Origin of the sequence: Streptomyces sp. NPDC060232 (assembly GCF_042726555.1) — a bacterium.
Classification (GTDB): Bacteria; Actinomycetota; Actinomycetes; order Streptomycetales; family Streptomycetaceae; genus Streptomyces.
Genome location: NZ_JBHXAG010000013.1, coordinates 41036 through 58220, shown reverse-complemented (window position 1 = coordinate 58220; position 17185 = coordinate 41036). Strand labels below are relative to the sequence as shown.

Genomic DNA, 17185 nt, shown 5'->3' with positions numbered 1-17185 from the left:
ACACCCCCGCGCGCGGGGGCGCGTCGTAGCGTCCCCTGCATGACCGCAAGCACACCGCACCAGCCTGCTGCCCTCACCCGCCGCGCCGCGCTGACCGGGCTCGCCGCGGGAGCCGGCGCGCTCGCCGTCGGGAGCACCGCCTGCACCGCGACGGCCGCGCCCACGCCGTCCGCGACGGCCTCCGAACCGGCGCCGGGAGCGATGAAGCTCTTCGCCGATCCCGGCTTCAACTTCGCGGGACTGCTCGCGCTCGGAGCCGCCGGCATGCGCGCCTCCGAGGTCGGCGAGGTGCTGACCGCGGTCAACGCCATCAACGCGGCGGGTCTCTCCGAGCAGACCTACACCGACACCTTCCGGTCCTGGGGCGACCAGCTCTCCGCGCCGCCGGCCGCCGGCCGGGACGGCGGCGGGACACCGTCGCAGACCCGCCGCTTCCGCTCGCTGCGCGCGGCCCAGTACTACGCCCAGGCGCTGTTCTACGTGCTCGGCACCGACCGGCCCGGCGACGAGGAGGCGGTCTACCAGGCGGGACGCGAGGCCTGGGACACCTTCGCCCGCCTCTGCACGCCGGCCGCGGTCACCGCCCGGGTCCCTTGGGGCAGGACCCGTCTCCCGCTGTGGTTCTTCCGCCCGGACGGTCCCGCCGAGCGGCGCCCCACCGTCATCCTCACCAACGGCAGTGACGGGCAGAACCTCGACATGTGGACCTACGGCGTGTCCGCGGCCCTCGACCGCGGCTGGAACGCCCTCGTCTACGACGGCCCCGGCCAGGGGCAGCTGCTGTTCGTGGAGGAGATCCCCTTCACCACCCGCTGGGAGACGGTGGTCAGCCCGATCGTCGACTGGCTGCTCCGGCGCGAGGACGTGGACGGCGAGCGCATCGCCATCACCGGCCTCAGCATGGGCGGCAACCTCGCCCCGCGCGCCGCCGCCTTCGAGCACCGGCTCGCCGCGGTCGCGGCCATGCCCGGATGCCTCAGCCCCTGGCTGGGCTTCGACGAGGAGCTGCGCGACATCGTCACGCCCGACAAGGCGGAGACCAACCGGATCTGGAACGAGGAGGTCGTCCCGGAGCTGACCCCGCAGCTGGCCTTCACCGTCAAGAAGCGCTTCGAGATCTTCGACCGGCAGGCGCTGCGCCAGGCCCGCGAGGGGAAGGTCCCCACGGACATCTGGACACCGGCACAGGTGGCCATGGGCCTCGACATCACCAAGGTGGTCGGGAGGATCAAGGCCCCGACGCTCGTGCTGGACTACGACTTCGAGCAGTTCTACCCCGGCCAGCCGCGGCAGATGTACGACCTGCTGCGCACCCGCCGCGAGTACGTGAAACTGACGAAGGCCACCGGGGCGCAGTTGCACTGCTCCCCGATGGCCCCTCAGCAGCACTGTGACGTCGTCTTCGACTGGCTCGCCGACGTGCTCCGGCGCTGAGTGCTCCGGTGCGCGTCCTTAGAAGGTGGCGTTCCAGGAGTCGATCTTGCCGATGTCGCCGCGGGCGTTGTCGTTGACCCGGAGCTTCCAGATGCCGTTCGCGACCTCGGAGGAGGCGTTGACGGTGTAGACCTGGTTGATGTTGTCGGTGCTGCCGCCGGAGCGGTTGTGGACGGTGTAGACGGTGCCGTCGGGGGCGATCAGGTCGACCTTGAGGTCACCGATGTAGGTGTGCACGATGTTCACGCCGACCTTGAGGGTGGCCGGGGCGTTGCCGGTCACGCCGCTGACGGTGATCGGGCTCTCCACGGTGGTGTTGTCACCGATGGTGAAGTCCGCGGTGTTCTCGAAGTACTTGCCGGGAGGCGGGGTGCTGCCGACCGCCTTGAGGGCGTCGACCTGGCCTTCGCCGAAGAAGCCGTTCTTCGCCGTGGTGCCCTTGCAGCGGCTGTCCGACGGGCAGGCGACGTCGTTGGCCTGGGTGGCCAGCTTGTCGCGCAGCTGCGCCGGGGTGATGCCCGGGTTGGTGCTGGCCAGCAGCGCCGCCACACCGGCGACGTGCGGCGAGGCCATCGAGGTACCGCTCATGGAGCCGTACTTTCCGCCCGGCAGGGTGCTGTAGATGCCGGTGGAGTCTCCGCCGGGGGCCGTGATGTCGACGACGTTCAGACCGTAGTTGGAGTACGAGGCCTTCGCGGTGGTGCCCATCGCCGAGACCGTGACCACGCCCGGGAGCTCGGTCGGGATGTCGAGGCAGGCGTTGGTGATGGTGCGGGTGACCGGCGTCGAGTCGTTCGGGCTCTCGGTGTCGGTCGTCTTGTTGGCGAGGTCGAGGTTGGAGTTGCCGGCCGCCGCGACCTGGAGCGAGCCCTTGCTCTCGGCGTACTCCTGGGCGCGCTTGACGCCCTCGATGATCGCGGCCTGGTCGGCGTTGTCCGGGCAGTTGAACTGCCACGGGTCCGTGTAGTAGCTGTTGTTGGTGACCTTGAAGCCGTGGTCGCCGGCCCACATGAAGCCGCAGACGGTGTTCTCGGCGAAGAAGAGCGAGGAGTCCGGCTCGGCGATGCGCACCGAGGAGATCTTCACGCCCGGGGCCACGCCGATGACGCCCTTGCCGTTCTTGGCGGCGGCGACCGTACCGGCCACATGCGTGCCGTGGGTGCCGACGTCGCGCCAGGCGCCCGTACGGGTGTCGGGCTTGCCGTACGCGCAGGACGCGGAGTCCGCGGCGTTGAAGTTCGGCGCCAGGTCCTGGTGCTGGTCGTCCACACCGGTGTCCAGGATGCCGACCTTGACGGAGGCGGAGCCCGTGGTGACGGCCCAGGCCTGGTCGGCCTTGATCTGGGTCATGTCGGCGCGGACCGGCTCGCCCGAAGGGGTCGTGGACTGCGCCGGGTTGGCGGGCAGCTTCGGGTTGTAGGCGTCCGCCGGCACGTCGGAGGTGCGGGTGGCTCCGACCTGCTGGACGCCGCTCACGCCGCGCATGGTGGCGGCGAAGGAGGCGGACGCGGAGTGGGCGGTGATGACGCCGATCGCGTCGTAGTGCTGGAAGACCGTTCCGCCGTTGGCGGTGACCGCGTTGCGGACCGCCGTGGTGTCACCGGGAGCGGTGATCACGAGGTAGGCGCGGGTGCCGGCAACCCAGGTCGCACTCTGGGAAGCCGGGGCCGCGGCCTGGGGGGCCGCCGCCGCGGGAGCGGGGACGGCCGAGCCGGAGGGCGAGACGGGGGCGGTGCCGGCGAGCGCGGCGGGAGCCCCGAAGGCGAGCGCCGCGCCGAGCGTGGCGGCCAGCACGAGGGTACGTCGAGGTCGGCTGGATATGTGGGGTATCAATGCGTCCTCCGAAGACCCGGTGGTCAGGCCGGGTCGTACGAAACAAGTGGTGGACGCAAGATGTCATGCACGCGGCCAGTTGCGGAAGTACCTTTTACAGCACGGAGGTTCGTTTATCGGTGGCCGAATACCGACTATGGGTGCAAGTGGGGAGAATGCGGCGGGCCGGCCGGGCTGGGCACCGTGGGGGCGAGCCCTGCCCGGCCGGCCCGTACGCGGGCGGACCGGCTGCGGAGGAGGGTGCTAGACCGGTACGCCGTCCTTGGGGTGGTGCGCCGGAACCGGCGCCGCGGTCGAAGCCGTGGTCGCGGTCGCATCCGGGGCCGCGGTGGCGTCCTGGGCCGAGGCCGCGTCCTGCGCCGAGGTCGTGTCCGCTCCGGCCGGGTCCGTCCCGTGTCCGTCGTCGACCAGCGTCTTCTCGTCGAACGGCAGCCGCCCAGCGAGGACTTCCGCAGCCCGGTCGCGGTCGAACTCCTTCGTCCACGTTCCGATGAGCACCGTGGCGACCGCGTTCCCGGCGAAGTTGGTCAGGGCCCGCGCCTCGCTCATGAACCGGTCGATGCCCACGATCAGGCCGACGCCGTCGACCAGTTCCGGCCGGTGCGACTGCAGACCGCCCGCGAGGGTGGCCAGACCCGCGCCGGTCACCCCGGCCGCGCCCTTCGAGGCGATGATCATGAACAGCAGCAGGGAGATCTGCTCACCCAGCGCCAGCGGTGTGCCCATGGCCTCGGCGACGAACAGCGAGGCCATCGTCAGGTAGATCGCGGTCCCGTCCAGGTTGAAGGAGTACCCGGTCGGCACCGTGATGCCGGTGACCGGCCGCGAGACCCCCAGGTGCTCCATCTTCGCGATCAGCCGCGGCAGCGCCGACTCCGAGGAGGACGTCGAGAGGATCAGCAGGAACTCCCGGCCCAGATAGCGCAGCAGGGCGAAGACACTGACCCCCGTGCACACGCGCAGCAGGGTGCCCAGCACCACGAAGACGAAGAGCAGGCAGGTCGTGTAGAAGCCGATCATGATGACGGCGAGGGACTTCAGCGCGTCGATGCCGGTCGCCCCGACCACCGCCGCGATGGCCCCGAAGGCCCCGACGGGAGCCGCCCACATGATCATCGCGAGGACCCGGAACACCAGCTTCTGCACGTGCCCGATGCCCCGCAGCACCGGCTCGCCGGCCGTGCCCATGGCCTGGAGCGCGAACCCGCACAGCAGCGCCACCAGCAGCGTCTGGAGCACCTCCCCGCCGGTGAAGGCGGAGACCAGAGTGGTCGGGATGATCCCCAGCAGGAACTCCGGGGTGCTCTCCGCCCCGCCCGCCTTGGCCTGCGCCTCGCCCGCGCTGCGCGCCGCCTCGGTCAGCTGCAGTCCGCTGCCCGGCTCCAGGACGTTGCCGACCAGCAGGCCGATGCCCAGCGCCACCGTGGACATGACCATGAAGTAGCCGAGGGCCAGCCCGCCCACGGCGCCCACCTTGGCGGCCTTGCGTACGGAACCGATGCCCAGCACGATCGTGCAGAAGATCACCGGCGAGATCATCATCTTGATGAGGTTCACGAAGCCCGTGCCGAGCGGTTTGAGCTCGACGGCGACGCCGGGTGCGGCGAAGCCGACCGCGATGCCGAGCAGCACCGCGGCGATCACCGCGATGTAGAGATAGTGCGTTCTGTCGCGCCTGGCGGCCACGATGCCTCCTGGTGGTGAAGTCGTCCGGGGAGACCATCGCCCAGGGCTGTGACCCCGGTCACCCTTGCGTTCATTGAGTTCACGACCCGGTGCACACTGAGCGCCATGTTCCGCTTGCCTCGTCCGCCGCGCAGCCTCGCCGGCCAGCTCTTCGCCATGCAGGTACTGCTCGTCGCCGTGGTCGTCGCGGGCTGCGCCGTCTTCGCCTACGCCACCGCCCGGGGCCAGGCAGAGGAGGCCGCCAGACGCCAGGCCGGGGCCGTGGCCCGTGCGGTCGCCGACTCACCCTCCGTGCGGGAGGCGATACGCGCAGCGGCGCGCGGCAGCGACCCCTCGGCCGAGCTCCAGCCCTACGCGGAGAAGGTCCGCGTGGACTCCGGCGTCGACTTCGTGACGATCATGGCCCCGGACGGCAGGCGCTGGACCCACCCGGACCCCCGCAGGATCGGCAAGCCCTTCATGGGCAACACCGCACCGGCCCTGCGCGGCGAGACCTTCAGTGAGACCTACACCGGCACCCTCGGCCCCTCCATCCGCGTGGTCACCCCGCTGGAGGACGACGGCCGGATCGTCGGCCTGGTGAGCGCGGGGATCACCGTCCGCGCCGTCAGCGACCGGCTCGGCGCGCAGCTCTCCGCCCTCGTCTGGGTCGCGGGCGGCGCGCTCGCCCTGGGCGGGGCGGGCACGTACGTCGTCAACGCCAGGCTGCGCCGCCACACTCATGGCATGAACGCGGCCGAGCTCAGCCGGATGTACGACTACCACCAGGCGGCCCTGCACGGGGTGCGCGAGGGGCTGCTCATGCTCGACGGGCAGCGCCGGATCACCCTGATCAACGACGCCGGACGCGAGCTGCTGGGCCTGCCGGGGGACATCACCGGCACCGGGGCGGCCGATCTCGGGCTGCCCGCTCCGCTCACCGGCGTACTGCTCGCCGACCGGCCCCGGGTGGACGAGGTGCACCTGACGGCGGACCGGGTGCTGGTGGTCAACAGCTCGCCCGTCGCCGGCGGCGGCCGCCGCGGCACCGTGGTCACCCTGCGCGACCACACGGAACTGCAGGCGCTGACCGGCGAACTGGACCACGAGCGGGGCTTCACCCAGGCGCTGCGCTCCCAGGCCCACGAGGCGGCCAACCGGCTGCACACCGTGGTCTCCCTGATCGAACTCGGCCGCGCGCAGGAGGCGGTGGACTTCGCCACCGCCGAGCTGGAACTGGCGCAGGCCCTCACCGACGAGGTGGTCACCGCCGTCGGCGAGCCGGTACTGGTCGCGCTGCTGCTGGGCAAGGCGGCCCAGGCGCACGAGCGGGGCATCGAACTCGTCGTCACCGCCGACAGCCGCAGCCTCGCCGATCTGCGAGGACTGCCGCCGGCCCGGGACCTCGTCACGGTGCTCGGCAACCTCATCGACAACGCCGTCGACGCCGTGACGGCCGTGCCGGGGGCCCGCATCGCGGTCACCCTGCGGCCCGAGCGCGAGGAACTGCTGCTGAGGGTCGCGGACAACGGGCCCGGCCTGCCCGAGGGGGTCGACGTGTTCCGCCGGGGCTGGTCCGGCAAGGGGGAGGGACGCGGCCTCGGCCTCGCACTCGTCCGCCAGGTCGCACAGCGCTACGGCGGCGCGGTGGTCGCCTCGCAGGGACCTGGCGGCGGCGCGGAGTTCACCGTACGGCTGCCCACGGCCCCCGAGCGGGCGGCGGACCGGGACGCGGCCGCGGGAGGCGCGCGGTGAGCGGCGGCGAGGTGCGCGTGCTGGTGGTCGAGGACGACCAGGTCGCCGCCGACGCGCACGCGCTCTACGTCGACCGGGTACCGGGCTTCACCGCCGTCGGGGCCGTCCACTCCCTCGCCGAGGCCACCCGGGTGCTGGAGCGCACCCGGGTCGACCTGCTGCTGTTGGACCTCGGCCTGCCCGACGGGCACGGCCTGCGCTTCGCACGCGGACTGCGGGCCGCCGGGCATCCGGTCGACGTGATCGTGGTGACCTCCGCCCGGGACCTGGCCGTGGTCCGCGAGAGCGTCTCGCTGGGCGTGGTCCAGTACGTCCTGAAGCCCTTCGCCTTCCCGACGCTGCGCGAACGGCTGCTGCGCTACGCCGAGTTCCGCCAGGCGGCGGGCGAGGCGGCCGGCCAGGACGACGTCGACCGGGCGATGGCCGCGCTGCGCGCACCCCGCCCGGCCGAGCTGCCCAAGGGGCTGAGCGCGCCGACCCTGGACCGGGTCGCCGCCCTGCTGCGGGCCGCGCCCGAGGGGCTGACCGCGGCGGGGGCGGCCGAGGCGGCCGGGATCTCCCGGATCACCGCCCGCCGCTACCTGGAGCACCTGGTGGACACCGGTCGCGCGGACCGGACTCCCCGGTACGGCCAGGTCGGCCGCCCCGAACTGCACTACCGCTGGCTGGCGGAGGCCGGTTCGGTGTCGAAGGTGTAGAACTTCCGGTGGTCGAGCATGTCCGCCGGGGTCACGTCGTTCCACGGCCGCATGGTGTCGCCCAGGTCCACCACGTTCGTCGTGCCCGCTGCCGGCAGGTACGTGGACTGCGGGTGCTTGGCCTGCCACTCGGCCCACAGCTTGTCGATGAAGGCGTGGTGCATCCAGAACACCGGGTCGTTGGGGGACACCCCGGTGGACATCTGCCCTCCGACCCACACGTGCACCCGGTTGTGCAGGTTGGCGCCGCGCCAGCCCTCCAGGTGGTTGCGGAAGCCGTTGGAGGAGCTGTTCCAGGGAGCCATGTCGTAGACCGGCATGGCGAGCACGGAGTCCACCTCGGCCCGGGTCGGCAGCTGGGCGACGCCGGCGCCGAGGGCGCGCCGCAGGTACGGGCGCCCGTCCACGCGCACGTCTATGTTCCAGCGGCCCGTCGAGTAGGCGAAGGGGCCGTCGATGACCTGCCCGTCACGGGCCCGCCCGGTGCCGCCGAGGAAGTCGGGGGCCCAGAGAGAGGAGCGGGTGGTGCGGTCGGCGGTCCAGTCCCAGTAGGGGAGCGCGACGCTCGCGTCCACTTTCTGCAGCGCCGCCTCGAACTCCAGCAGGAAGCGGCGGTGCCACGGCAGGAAGGAGGGGGAGCGGTGGCCGACGCGGTCGCCCGAGTCGGTGTCGCTCATGATGAAGCCGTTGTGGGTGGTGACGAAGCGGTCGTAGCTGCCGTTGCGCTTGAGCTCCAGCAGAGCCGAGGTGAAGGCGCGCTTCTCCTCGGGGGTCAGCGTGGCCTGGTTCTTGCGGACGGTCATGCCGCACCTCCGAAGGGGACGAGGGACGCGCCCTGGAGGTCGCGGACGGCGGCGCGGGCGAGCAGCTTGGGCTCGGTGAACGTCTCGTAGTGGTTGACGACGCTGATCCAGCTGCCGTCGGCGTTGCGCATGACGTGGAGTTCTCTGCCGTCTATTCGGACGGTGGGTTGGTCGGGGCCGTGGTGGCCCCCGTGGTGGCCTCCGCCGCCCATGGTGATCTGGATCCGGCGGCCCTGGTAGACCTCGTCGACCGTGCCCCGGGGTGTGGGTGCGGCGGGGGTCGCGGCGGCGCTCGTGGCGACGCCGGTCGCTGCGGCGGTCAGGCCGAGGACGGTGAGCGCACCGGCAGTTGTCCCCAGGGCCTGACGGCGGGTGATCTTGTTCATGCCCGAAGAGGTATCAGCGCTCGGGAAGGGCTTGGCCGCTATCCGGACATCAGCGGATAAGTTGCCGGTAGAACAAACTGGATGATCTTCCCGTTCGGACTGGCTCCTGGGGCTCGAACGGGAAGATCTCCGGCAGAAAGTCTATTGGACGGTTATTTCTCCTGGCTGGCAGGGGTCTTATGAGCGGTGTCACACTGCAGAGTCGGCCGGAAGCAGAGTGTCAGCGGGCGGGGGCGGGAACGTCAGCTGGACGTGCCCCTGCCCTGCGGGACGTCCTTGACGAACACGAGTCCGTCGGTCGCCGCCAACTGGGCCGGGTCGAAGGGGAAGTAGCCGAACCAGGCGGACGCGCGGGGTGCTGCGAGCGTGCCGGCGAGGGCTGCGCCGAGGCCGCGGGAGTCGACCACGCAGACGTCGTCCGGGAGCGCGTACAGCAGCCCCTCCAGGGTGCCCGGCCGCGGGGTGTCCACCCCGCGGTGCCGGATCGTGCCGAGGGCCGTCGCGAAGAAGGCGTACTGCTCGCCCAGGTGCGCGCTCGCGATCGAACCGGCGCTCCACCACTCCAGCGGCCGGCCGCCCATCCGCATGGAGCTCCTGTCCCGCTGGAGGTGGCTGTTGTGGGCGTGGACCAGGGTGGGGCCGCGCTCGACCAGGGCGAGGAGGTTGTCGGCCATCATCAGGTCCCGCAGGCCGACCAGGTGCGCCATGCGGCCGGGTGAGGTGTCGGCCGTCCAGAAGTGGTAGCGCAGCAGGCCGGTCGCCGTGCGCCCGTACAGCCGGGCCAGCTCCCAGGCCTCCCGCGAGGTGGCCGTGATCAGGTGCGGGGTCTGCGCGTCGAGCAGTGCCACGAGGTCGTCGGCGAGCCGCCGCAGCTCACCGGCCTCGGCGGAGCGGCCCGTCGACCGGGCCGGGTCGGTCATCGCGGCCGGTTCGGTCCACCGGCCGTCGTCGCCGAGCAGGCGGTCGAGCGTGTGCGCGGTGCAGGGGAGCAGGTCGGCTTCGACGTGGGGCGCGAGGTAGTCGTGGAGTGCGGTGAGGGCCTGCCGGGGGCTCGCGGCGCCGGTCATCTCCAGGGGGCCGTCGAAGCCGGCGAAGCGGAGCCGCTCGGGCGCGGGCCGGCCGTCGTTGTACGCCCGCATCCAGTGCACGAGTTCACGGTTGGCCGCGGACTCGCCGAAGCCGTGGCTGAACCCGCGTTCCATGACCTCGTCGAGGCTGCCGGTGCCGGAGGTGACGTACGCGTCGACAGCCAGTCCCGCCATGCAGTCGCTCTCGATCGCGAGCGTCCGGTAGCCCTCCTCCTCGACGAGCTGACGGAAGAGCTCGTTGCGCACGTCGAGCAGCGCGTCCTCGCCGTGGGTGGGCTCACCCAGTGCGAGCAGTCGCGGCCGGGTCGCGAGCAGCCCCATCAGGGCGGCGGCCTCCACGGCCTGGACGGTGTCCTTGATGTCGGTAGCCATGCCTTCAACGCTATCGTTGAAGCCCCGGTTGAGACTTTCCCGCGATATCGTCGGCGCCGTGAGGCGAAACCTTCAAAGCGGTATGCAGCTGAGGCCGGTCGACCTGGCGCGCGGGCACGGTCTGTCCACCCAGGCCGTCAGGAACTACGAGGAGGCCGGAATCCTCCCGGCCGCCGACCGCACACCCCACGGCTACCGCACCTACACCCCGTTGCACGCGCGAGCCCTGGACGCCTTCCTCGCCCTCGTGCCCGGCCACGGCCACCGGACGGCGGCATCGATCATGCGGGCCGTGAACGAGGGCGCCGTCGAGGAGGCGTTCCGCCTCATCGACGAGAGCCACGCCCAGCTCCTCGACGACCGGCGGACCCTCGGCGCCGTGGAGAACGCCCTGCGCGACCTGGCGCCCGTCACGGCGGTGCCCGCGTCCGGCGAGTCGTTCGTCGGGCCGCTCGCGCACGAGCTGGGGATCAGGCCCGCGACCCTGCGCGCATGGGAGAGGGCCGGGCTCGTCCGCCCGCGCCGCGATCCGCTGACCGGCTACCGCGTCTACGACGAGGCCGCCATACGGGACGCCCACCTGACCCGCCAACTCAGGCGGGGCGGCTACCTGCTGGAGCAGATCGCCCCCCTGCTCACCCAGGTCCGCTCGGCCGGCGGCCTGGAACCCCTCCAGGCAGCCCTGCTCACCTGGCGCGAGCGCCTGTCGGCCCGCGGTCGCACCCTGCTGGCGGGCGCCGCCGAGCTGGAGGCGTACCTCCGCGCCCGCGACTGACAGCCCGACAGGCCCCCGAGGCCGGGCGGACTCTCAGTAGGAGTTCTCCAAAAGAAGTTCTGCAAAAGTACTTTTGGAGAACGTGCGGGCCGCCCTACCCTCCCCCCATGCCCAGCGAAGATCAAAAGCGCGTACTCGATCCCGAACGGGACGCGGCGGCGCTCAAGGCCCTCACACACCCCCTGCGCATCCGGCTGCTCGGGATGCTCCGGCAGGACGGCCCCGCCACCGCCAGCGAACTCGCGGTCCGGACGGGGGAGTCGTCCGCTTCCACCAGCTACCACCTGCGGGTCCTGGCGAAGTACGCGTTCGTCGCCGAGGCCGAGCACCGTGACGGCCGGGAGCGCCGCTGGCAGGCCGTGCACGCCCTGACCTCCTGGAGCAACGAGGCCATGGAGGCCACGCCGGGCAGCCGCGCGTACGTCAACCTCTCCCGCAGGACGCAGATACAGCACCTGGCGGCGTCCCTCGCCCGGCACGAGGCCGACATGGCCGACGGCCGGCTGGGCCGGGAATGGGTGGAGCCCTCCGGGATCAGCGACCGGATGCCGCGGCTGACCCCCGAGTCCCTCGGCGAACTCCGGGAGGTGTTCGACCGGAGGCTGGAGGAACTGACCGCGCGTGACGCGGGCGACCCGCGTGCGATGCAGGTCGTGCTGCTGACCGCCGGCCTGCCGCTGGCTCCCCGCGGACCAGGGGCCGGCCCGGGCGCCGCCGCCACGGAAGCCGGGGGCGGGTCGTGAGCCGGGTGGCGGACCTGCCCGCCGCCCGCCGCCGCTACGTCACGGTCTGCGTCCTGTACTGGCTGCCGCTGGGACTGACCATCGCCCCCCTGATCCTGCTGCTCACCGAACGCGGCCTGTCCCTGGCGGCCGTCGCCGGCTGTCTGGCCGCGCACTCCCTCACCGCCGCCCTGCTGGAACTGCCCACCGGGGGACTGTCCGACGTCGTCGGACGCCGCGTCGTCCTGGCGGCCGCCGGCGTGTCGAACCTGGCCGCACTCATCCTCGTGGCCCTGGGCACGGCCGCCTGGCAGCTCGCACTGGGCATGGCGCTGATCGGCGCGGGCCGCGCCCTGTCCAGCGGGCCGGCCGAGGCCTGGTACGTCGACACCGTCCACGCGCGCTCCGGCCCCGGCGCCGAACTGCGCACCGGCCTGGCCCGCGGCGCCTCCGCGACATCGGCCGCGCTCGCCGTCGGCACCCTGCTCGGCGGCGCCCTTCCCTGGCTGCTCGGAGCGGGGCCGGACCTCGGCGCCCGGCTGGACGCGGCGACCTCCGGGCTGGTCCTGCCGCTCTCCTGGCCGCTGCTGCTGGGTGCGGCGGTCGAAGTCGCCTTCGTCCTGTACGTCCTGGTCGCCCTGCACGAGCCGCCCCGTCCGGCGGCCACGCTGCGCGACGTCCTCCGGGGCGTACCGGCCACGGTGGCGGGCGGGCTGCGCCTCGGCGGACGCGACGCGCTGGTCCGCCGGGTCCTCCTCGGCGCGGCGGGCGCCGGCAGCGCGCTGGCGGTGGTCGAACTGCTCACCCCGGGCCGCACCGCCGCCCTGACGGGTGCTCCGGAGTCGGGCGCCGTGCTCTTCGCCGCGCTCGCCTGCGCCGGATTCGCCTGCTCCGCCCTCGGCAGCCACCTCGCGCCCCTCACCGCCAGGCTCGCGGGCGGCGGGCAGCGGGCGGTCGTGCTGGGCCTCGGCGCCGGCGCGGGCGGCCTGTTCCTGCTGGCCGCCACGGCGGCGTCCACCGGTATGGCTTCGGTGGTCCTCGGAGCCGCCGGGTTCGGGCTGGTCTACCTCGGCCGCGGTGCGGCGGGGCCGAGCGAGAACGAGCTGCTGCACCGGCGTGTCGACGGGTCGGGGCGGGCCACGGCCCTGTCCGTGCAGTCCCTCGCCCTGCAGTTGTCGGCAGCCCTCACCGGTTCGGTCGCGGGCCTCCTGCCGCCGGGGCCGCAGCCCTGGCTGCTGGGAGGCGCCGCGATGCTGGCCGGAGCGCTGCTGTGGGTCGACCGCGGCGGCCGCCGGTCCGCGGCCGCCCCGTCCGCCGCCGACAGCCCTCCACCGCCGGTCGGCGCGGTGACCGGCGACGGCCCGCCCCACGATGCTCCATGAGCTGATGCGGCCTACATCGCGTTGATGTCTGCTCTATCCGGCAATGACGCTCTTCGTCCCGATAATGATGGACTTCGTCACTTATAGTCCAGGCATGGCTCTGCATGAGACGAAGGACGTAACCCGCCAGGACGCCGATACGGACGTGTTCACGTCCACGCTGAGCGGCCAGATCCTCCCCAAGTACCGGATTCCGGAGGACCACTCGCCCACCGAGGTCGTCTACGAACTGCTCCGCAACGAACTCCTCCTCGACGGCAACGCCGCCCAGAACCTCGCGACCTTCTGCACCACCTGGTCGGACGAGGGCGTGCACCGCCTGATGAACGTCTGTCTCGACAAGAACATGATCGACAAGGACGAGTACCCGCAGACCGCCGAGATCGAGTCCCGGTGCGTCAACATCCTGGCCAACCTGTGGAACGCCCCCGCCGGTACCACCGCGACCGGATGCTCCACCACCGGCTCCAGCGAGGCCGCCATGCTCGGCGGGCTCGCCCTCAAGTGGCGCTGGCGCGAACGCCGCCGGGCCGAGGGGCTTCCCACGGACCGCCCGAACCTGGTCTGCGGGCCGGTCCAGATCTGCTGGGACAAGTTCGCCCGCTACTTCGACGTCGAGCTGCGCCAGGTCCCACTGGAGCCCGGCGCCACCGGCCTGCAGCCGCACCAGCTCGCCGAGTACGTGGACGAGAACACCATCGGCGTCGTCGCCATCCTCGGCGTCACCTACACCTGCGACTACGAGCCCGTCGCCGAACTGGCCGCCGCGCTCGACCGGATCCAGGCCGAGCACGGCTGGGACATCCCCATCCACGTGGACGGCGCGAGCGGCGGCTTCGTCGCGCCCTTCCTCCACCCCGACGTGGTGTGGGACTTCCGGCTGCCGCGGGTCGCCTCCATCAACACCTCCGGCCACAAGTACGGGCTCGCGCCCCTCGGAGTCGGCTGGATCATCTGGCGCTCCGCCGACCTGCTCCCCGCGGACCTCGTCTTCAAGGTGGACTACCTCGGCGGCGACATGCCGACCTTCGCCCTCAACTTCTCCCGCCCCGGCGGTGAGATCATCGCCCAGTACTACCTCTTCCTGCGCCTGGGCCGGGGCGGCTACCGCCGCGTCCAGCAGGCCTGCGCCGACACCGCCCAGTACCTGGCGGGGCAGATCGCCGACATGGGCCCCTTCACCCTCCTCTACGACGGCAAGGGCGCCCTGCCCGCCGTCTCCTACACCCTCACCGACGCGGCCGCGTCCCCCTTCACCCTCTACGACGTCTCCGACCGGCTGCGTATGAGGGGCTGGCAGGTGCCCTCGTACCCGCTGCCCGCCAACCGCGACGACACCGTCATCCAGCGCGTCCTGGTCCGCCACGGAGTGACCCGCGACCAGATCGCCCTGCTCATCGAGGACATGCGCCGGGCCGTGGAACACCTCACCGCCACACCCCCGCCCGTACCGGCCACCGCACCCCGGTCCGGCTTCCACCACTAGGGTCTGTATCGAGTTGCCCCGCGGGGCAACTCGATACAGACCCTAGGCCGGGTCCTGACGCCCCCGACGGAGGCAGGACCGGCCGACGTCTGGCCGGAAGGCGGCGCCGACGTGCGGGCCGATCTGACGGACCGTCATGGACTGCTGCGCGGTCGACGGCCTCCGGACCGACACCGTGGTGCACGCCGCCACCGCCCTGCGCGAGGCACCGATGAGACACCGGGACATGTACGCCACCGACGACCTGCGGCTCATCGGGACCGGGCACCTGACGGAGGCCGCCCGCGCACTCGGCGCCCGGCGCGTCGTCGCCGAGTCGATGGTCTGCGGGTACGGTTACCGCGACTTCGGCCGGCACCTGATCACCGTAGCCGCCGACCCCGTTCGGCCCGGCCGGCGACCGCGCGGTGGAACGCCACGTGGAGGCCATGCTGCGCAAGGAGCAGCTCGTCCTGGGCGCCGACGGCATCCAGGGGATCGCGCTTCGGTTCGGCCTGTCCCACGGAGTCGGCGGTACCGACGGCCTCGTGGAGCTGCTGCGCCGCCGCAGGCTTCCGGCGGTCGCCGACCGCGGACGGGTCCTGCCGTGGGTGGACTGGCGGACGCCGGCCGGGCCGTGGCGCTCGCCGTCGACGGAGGCCGGGCCGGGCCGGCGTACAACGTCGTCGACGACACGCCGATGGGCTTCGGCGCGCACGTCAAGGCCATGGCGGAGGCGTTCACCACCCCGAAGCCGCTGGAGGTGCCCACCTGGCTGATGCGGGCCCACCCCTACGCCCACCGGATGGCCACGACGAACATGCGGGTCTCCCACACGAAGGCGAAGGCCGAGCTGGGCTGGTTCCCCGACCGCCCGGGCTGCGCCGAAGGGCTGCGCGCCCTCGCCCGCAGCTGAGGCGGCCGGGCCCCGGCGCGGCCGCTCCCGGCCCTGGGAGCCTCCTACTTGGCGCCGAAGTTCTGCGTCCACCAAGGGCCGCCCGCGCTCTGGTGGACGCCCACGCCGATGTCCTTGAAGGAGCAGTTGAGGATGTTCGCCCGGTGGCCCGGGCTCTTCATCCAGGAGTCCATGACCGCCTGCGCCGTCTGCTGGCCCTTGGCGATGTTCTCGCCGTACGTCGACCAGCGGTAGCCGGACGCCGTCGTGCGCTGGCCGGGGTCCTTGCCGTCGGGGTTGGTGTGGTCGAAGAAGTGCCGCGCGGCCATGTCGTCGGAGTGCCCCTGGGCCGCCGCCCGCAGCTGCTGGTCCTCCCTGAGGGGGCCGCAGCCGGCCGCCGCCCGCTCGGTGTTGACCAGCGCGACCACCTGGCCGGCGATGCCCGGCGGCGCGGGCGCCGGCCCCGGCGCCGAGGCGCGCGGGCTCGGCGAGCTGCTGCGGCTCTGTGTGGGGCGCGGGCTCGCCGAGGCCGAAGCGGAGGCGGACGGAGACGGGGAGGCCGACGCGGTCGGCGAGGGGGAGGCCGACGGTGAAGGGACCCCGGCGGACTCCGTGGCCGAGAGCGCGGCCAGCGGCGCGGCGGACGCGCCGCCCTCGTCCTTGGAGCTCCCGGAACCGGGGAGCCCGCCGAGGTAGGCCAGGCCGCCGCCCGCGACACAGGCGGCGACCACCGCGCCGCCGACGACCCGGCGGCGGCTCTGCCGGCGCTTGCGCAGCGCACCGCGGCCGCCGGCGGCGGTGGCCGCGCCGGCGGCCCGGCCCGTGCCGGCCACCGGAGTGAGCTGGGTGGCGCCTTCGGTGGAACCGCCGTCGGCGCCGTTCATGCCGTCCGGCGCGTAGGCCGCCGCCGCGGGGTCGAAGCCGGCCGCGCCGGCCGTGCGTATCCCGGCCAGCAGGGCCGCCGAGACCGGTACGAGGGCCAGCCCGGCCAGCAGCCCCTCCGCCGGAACCAGCCCGCTCCACAGGCCCGAGCACCGTACGCATGCACGCGCGTGACGGGCTATTCGCTTGCGCCACAGCGCCGAGGGCTGCCCGTCCCAGGCCGCCAGCACGGTCCTCAGCTCCTCGCACGACGGCTGGGCGTCCAGTGCGCGCTCCACCACCCGCGCCGCCTCCAGCTGCGCCTTCATCCGCTGCACCCGTACCGCCGTGTGCTGCGGGGACAGCTCCAGCGCCGAGGCCACCTCCGCCCGGGTCAGCTCCCCGGCGCACTCCAGCCACCACAGCGACAGCAGCGCCCGGTCCTCGGGCTCCAGCCAGCGTGTCGCCCGGGCCGTCTCACGCCGCTGGCCCGCCAGGTTGAGGCGTACGACGGTCAGGTCGACGAAGTCCGCGCCCGGGTCGGCCACGTCCCAGGCCGACTCCAGGGTGCTCTCGCCGAAGCCGCTCTGCCGGGCCTGCCAGTGCGCCCGCACCCGGTTCATCGCGATGGCCACCAGCCAGGACCGGAACGACTCCTCCGCCCGCAGGCCGCCCAGCCCGTCCAGGGCCCGCAGCATCGTGTCCTGCACCACGTCGTCCACGTCGCAGGAGCCGCCCAGGGCCCGCCCGACGATGTTGTAGACGAGCGGGAGGTGGGCGCCGACGAGCTCGTCCTGTGCGCGGGGATCGCCCGCGCGAGCCGCTGCCACCAGCGCTGCGGTGTGCTGAGTAGTCATGTGAATGTCCCTGTCCGTACCGGCGGTCGATGATGCCCGATACATGGGAGACCGAGCAGGGGGACCTCGATAACAGTTAATCGGAAGAATTTTCCCGGGCGCCATTTCCGGGCACCCACCGGGGTCACAGCAGGGGCGCCGGCGCCTTCCCGGCGGCGCGCAGGGCGGGCGCGTACGGCCTCCCTCTCGGTGTC

Annotated in this window: 14 protein-coding genes; 8 read left to right on the top strand and 6 right to left on the bottom strand. The window is 72.7% G+C overall.

From position 1 onward, the window contains the following. Window positions 1-39 precede the first annotated feature (39 nt). A complete protein-coding gene (locus tag ACFWFZ_RS20040; protein WP_387124072.1) occupies window positions 40-1434 on the top strand; it encodes an alpha/beta hydrolase family protein in 1395 nt (464 codons plus the stop codon). A gap of 18 nt (window positions 1435-1452) precedes the next feature. Here ACFWFZ_RS20040 and ACFWFZ_RS20035 read toward each other — a convergent pair whose 3' ends face one another. Both ACFWFZ_RS20035 and ACFWFZ_RS20030 read right to left on the bottom strand, forming a co-directional pair. Then, window positions 1453-3228, bottom strand: a complete 1776-nt coding sequence (locus tag ACFWFZ_RS20035; protein WP_387124070.1) for a S8 family serine peptidase — start codon at window positions 3226-3228, stop codon at window positions 1453-1455. A 282-nt stretch (window positions 3229-3510) separates the two neighbouring features. Then, on the bottom strand, window positions 3511-4953 hold the full coding sequence (locus ACFWFZ_RS20030) for a cation:dicarboxylate symporter family transporter (protein ID WP_387124068.1): 1443 nt from the start codon (window positions 4951-4953) through the stop codon (window positions 3511-3513). Window positions 4954-5058: 105 nt separating this feature from the next. Here ACFWFZ_RS20030 and ACFWFZ_RS20025 point away from each other — a divergent pair, with 105 nt between their 5' ends. Together ACFWFZ_RS20025 and ACFWFZ_RS20020 are read left to right on the top strand one after the other, a co-directional pair. Next, window positions 5059-6687, top strand: coding sequence for an ATP-binding protein (locus ACFWFZ_RS20025; protein ID WP_387124066.1), 1629 nt, complete (start codon window positions 5059-5061; stop codon window positions 6685-6687). Continuing rightward, entirely contained in the window at window positions 6684-7385 is a 702-nt protein-coding gene (locus ACFWFZ_RS20020; protein WP_387124065.1) for a response regulator, read from the top strand. The genes ACFWFZ_RS20025 and ACFWFZ_RS20020 overlap by 4 nt, the downstream gene beginning before the upstream one ends. Here ACFWFZ_RS20020 and ACFWFZ_RS20015 read toward each other — a convergent pair. The 3 genes from ACFWFZ_RS20015 to ACFWFZ_RS20005 form a co-directional block, all read right to left on the bottom strand. Further along, window positions 7343-8188 (bottom strand): tyrosinase family protein, encoded by an 846-nt coding sequence (locus ACFWFZ_RS20015; RefSeq protein ID WP_387124063.1) that lies wholly within the window; start codon window positions 8186-8188, stop codon window positions 7343-7345. The two genes, ACFWFZ_RS20020 and ACFWFZ_RS20015, sit on opposite strands and share 43 nt — an antisense overlap. Then, window positions 8185-8574 (bottom strand): tyrosinase cofactor, encoded by a 390-nt coding sequence (locus ACFWFZ_RS20010; RefSeq protein ID WP_387124061.1) that lies wholly within the window; start codon window positions 8572-8574, stop codon window positions 8185-8187. Before ACFWFZ_RS20010 ends, ACFWFZ_RS20015 begins: the two co-directional genes overlap by 4 nt. Window positions 8575-8816: 242 nt before the next feature. After that, window positions 8817-10034, bottom strand: a complete 1218-nt coding sequence (locus tag ACFWFZ_RS20005; RefSeq protein ID WP_387124059.1) for an erythromycin esterase family protein — start codon at window positions 10032-10034, stop codon at window positions 8817-8819. A gap of 58 nt (window positions 10035-10092) precedes the next feature. Between ACFWFZ_RS20005 and ACFWFZ_RS20000 the strand changes: the two genes are divergently transcribed. The 5 genes from ACFWFZ_RS20000 to ACFWFZ_RS19980 all read left to right on the top strand — a co-directional run bounded on the left by ACFWFZ_RS20000 (window position 10093) and on the right by ACFWFZ_RS19980 (window position 15294). Then, entirely contained in the window at window positions 10093-10809 is a 717-nt protein-coding gene (locus ACFWFZ_RS20000) for a TioE family transcriptional regulator (RefSeq protein ID WP_387124057.1), read from the top strand. Window positions 10810-10916: 107 nt separating this feature from the next. Then, window positions 10917-11552 carry an ArsR/SmtB family transcription factor gene (locus tag ACFWFZ_RS19995; protein ID WP_387124055.1) on the top strand — a complete coding sequence of 212 codons (636 nt, stop codon included), beginning with the start codon at window positions 10917-10919 and terminating at the stop codon, window positions 11550-11552. Beyond that, window positions 11549-12913 carry an MFS transporter gene (locus tag ACFWFZ_RS19990; protein ID WP_387124053.1) on the top strand — a complete coding sequence of 455 codons (1365 nt, stop codon included), beginning with the start codon at window positions 11549-11551 and terminating at the stop codon, window positions 12911-12913. Before ACFWFZ_RS19995 ends, ACFWFZ_RS19990 begins: the two co-directional genes overlap by 4 nt. Before the next feature lie 94 nt (window positions 12914-13007). Next, entirely contained in the window at window positions 13008-14399 is a 1392-nt protein-coding gene (locus ACFWFZ_RS19985) for a glutamate decarboxylase (protein WP_387124051.1), read from the top strand. Between the two features lie 586 nt (window positions 14400-14985). Beyond that, the gene (locus ACFWFZ_RS19980) at window positions 14986-15294 is read left to right on the top strand and encodes a hypothetical protein (RefSeq protein ID WP_387124049.1); all 309 of its coding nucleotides are present in this window, start codon (window positions 14986-14988) and stop codon (window positions 15292-15294) included. A gap of 44 nt (window positions 15295-15338) precedes the next feature. On the opposite strand, the gene ACFWFZ_RS19975 is transcribed toward ACFWFZ_RS19980, so the two are convergent. Further along, window positions 15339-16991 carry a sigma-70 family RNA polymerase sigma factor gene (locus tag ACFWFZ_RS19975; RefSeq protein ID WP_387124047.1) on the bottom strand — a complete coding sequence of 551 codons (1653 nt, stop codon included), beginning with the start codon at window positions 16989-16991 and terminating at the stop codon, window positions 15339-15341. Between the last annotated feature and the right edge of the window lie 194 nt (window positions 16992-17185).

Excerpts from the sequence above, each read along its gene's own strand:
- ACFWFZ_RS20010 (WP_387124061.1), bottom strand. The coding sequence starts at position 8,574 with ATGAACAAGATCACCCGCCGTCAGGCCCTGGGGACAACTGCCGGTGCG.
- ACFWFZ_RS20015 (WP_387124063.1), bottom strand. The coding sequence starts at position 8,188 with ATGACCGTCCGCAAGAACCAGGCCACGCTGACCCCCGAGGAGAAGCGC.
- ACFWFZ_RS19975 (WP_387124047.1), bottom strand. The coding sequence starts at position 16,991 with ATGACTACTCAGCACACCGCAGCGCTGGTGGCAGCGGCTCGCGCGGGC.
- ACFWFZ_RS20040 (WP_387124072.1), top strand. The coding sequence starts at position 40 with ATGACCGCAAGCACACCGCACCAGCCTGCTGCCCTCACCCGCCGCGCC.
- ACFWFZ_RS20025 (WP_387124066.1), top strand. The coding sequence starts at position 5,059 with ATGTTCCGCTTGCCTCGTCCGCCGCGCAGCCTCGCCGGCCAGCTCTTC.
- ACFWFZ_RS19995 (WP_387124055.1), top strand. The coding sequence starts at position 10,917 with ATGCCCAGCGAAGATCAAAAGCGCGTACTCGATCCCGAACGGGACGCG.
- ACFWFZ_RS20005 (WP_387124059.1), bottom strand. The coding sequence starts at position 10,034 with ATGGCTACCGACATCAAGGACACCGTCCAGGCCGTGGAGGCCGCCGCC.
- ACFWFZ_RS19985 (WP_387124051.1), top strand. The coding sequence starts at position 13,008 with ATGGCTCTGCATGAGACGAAGGACGTAACCCGCCAGGACGCCGATACG.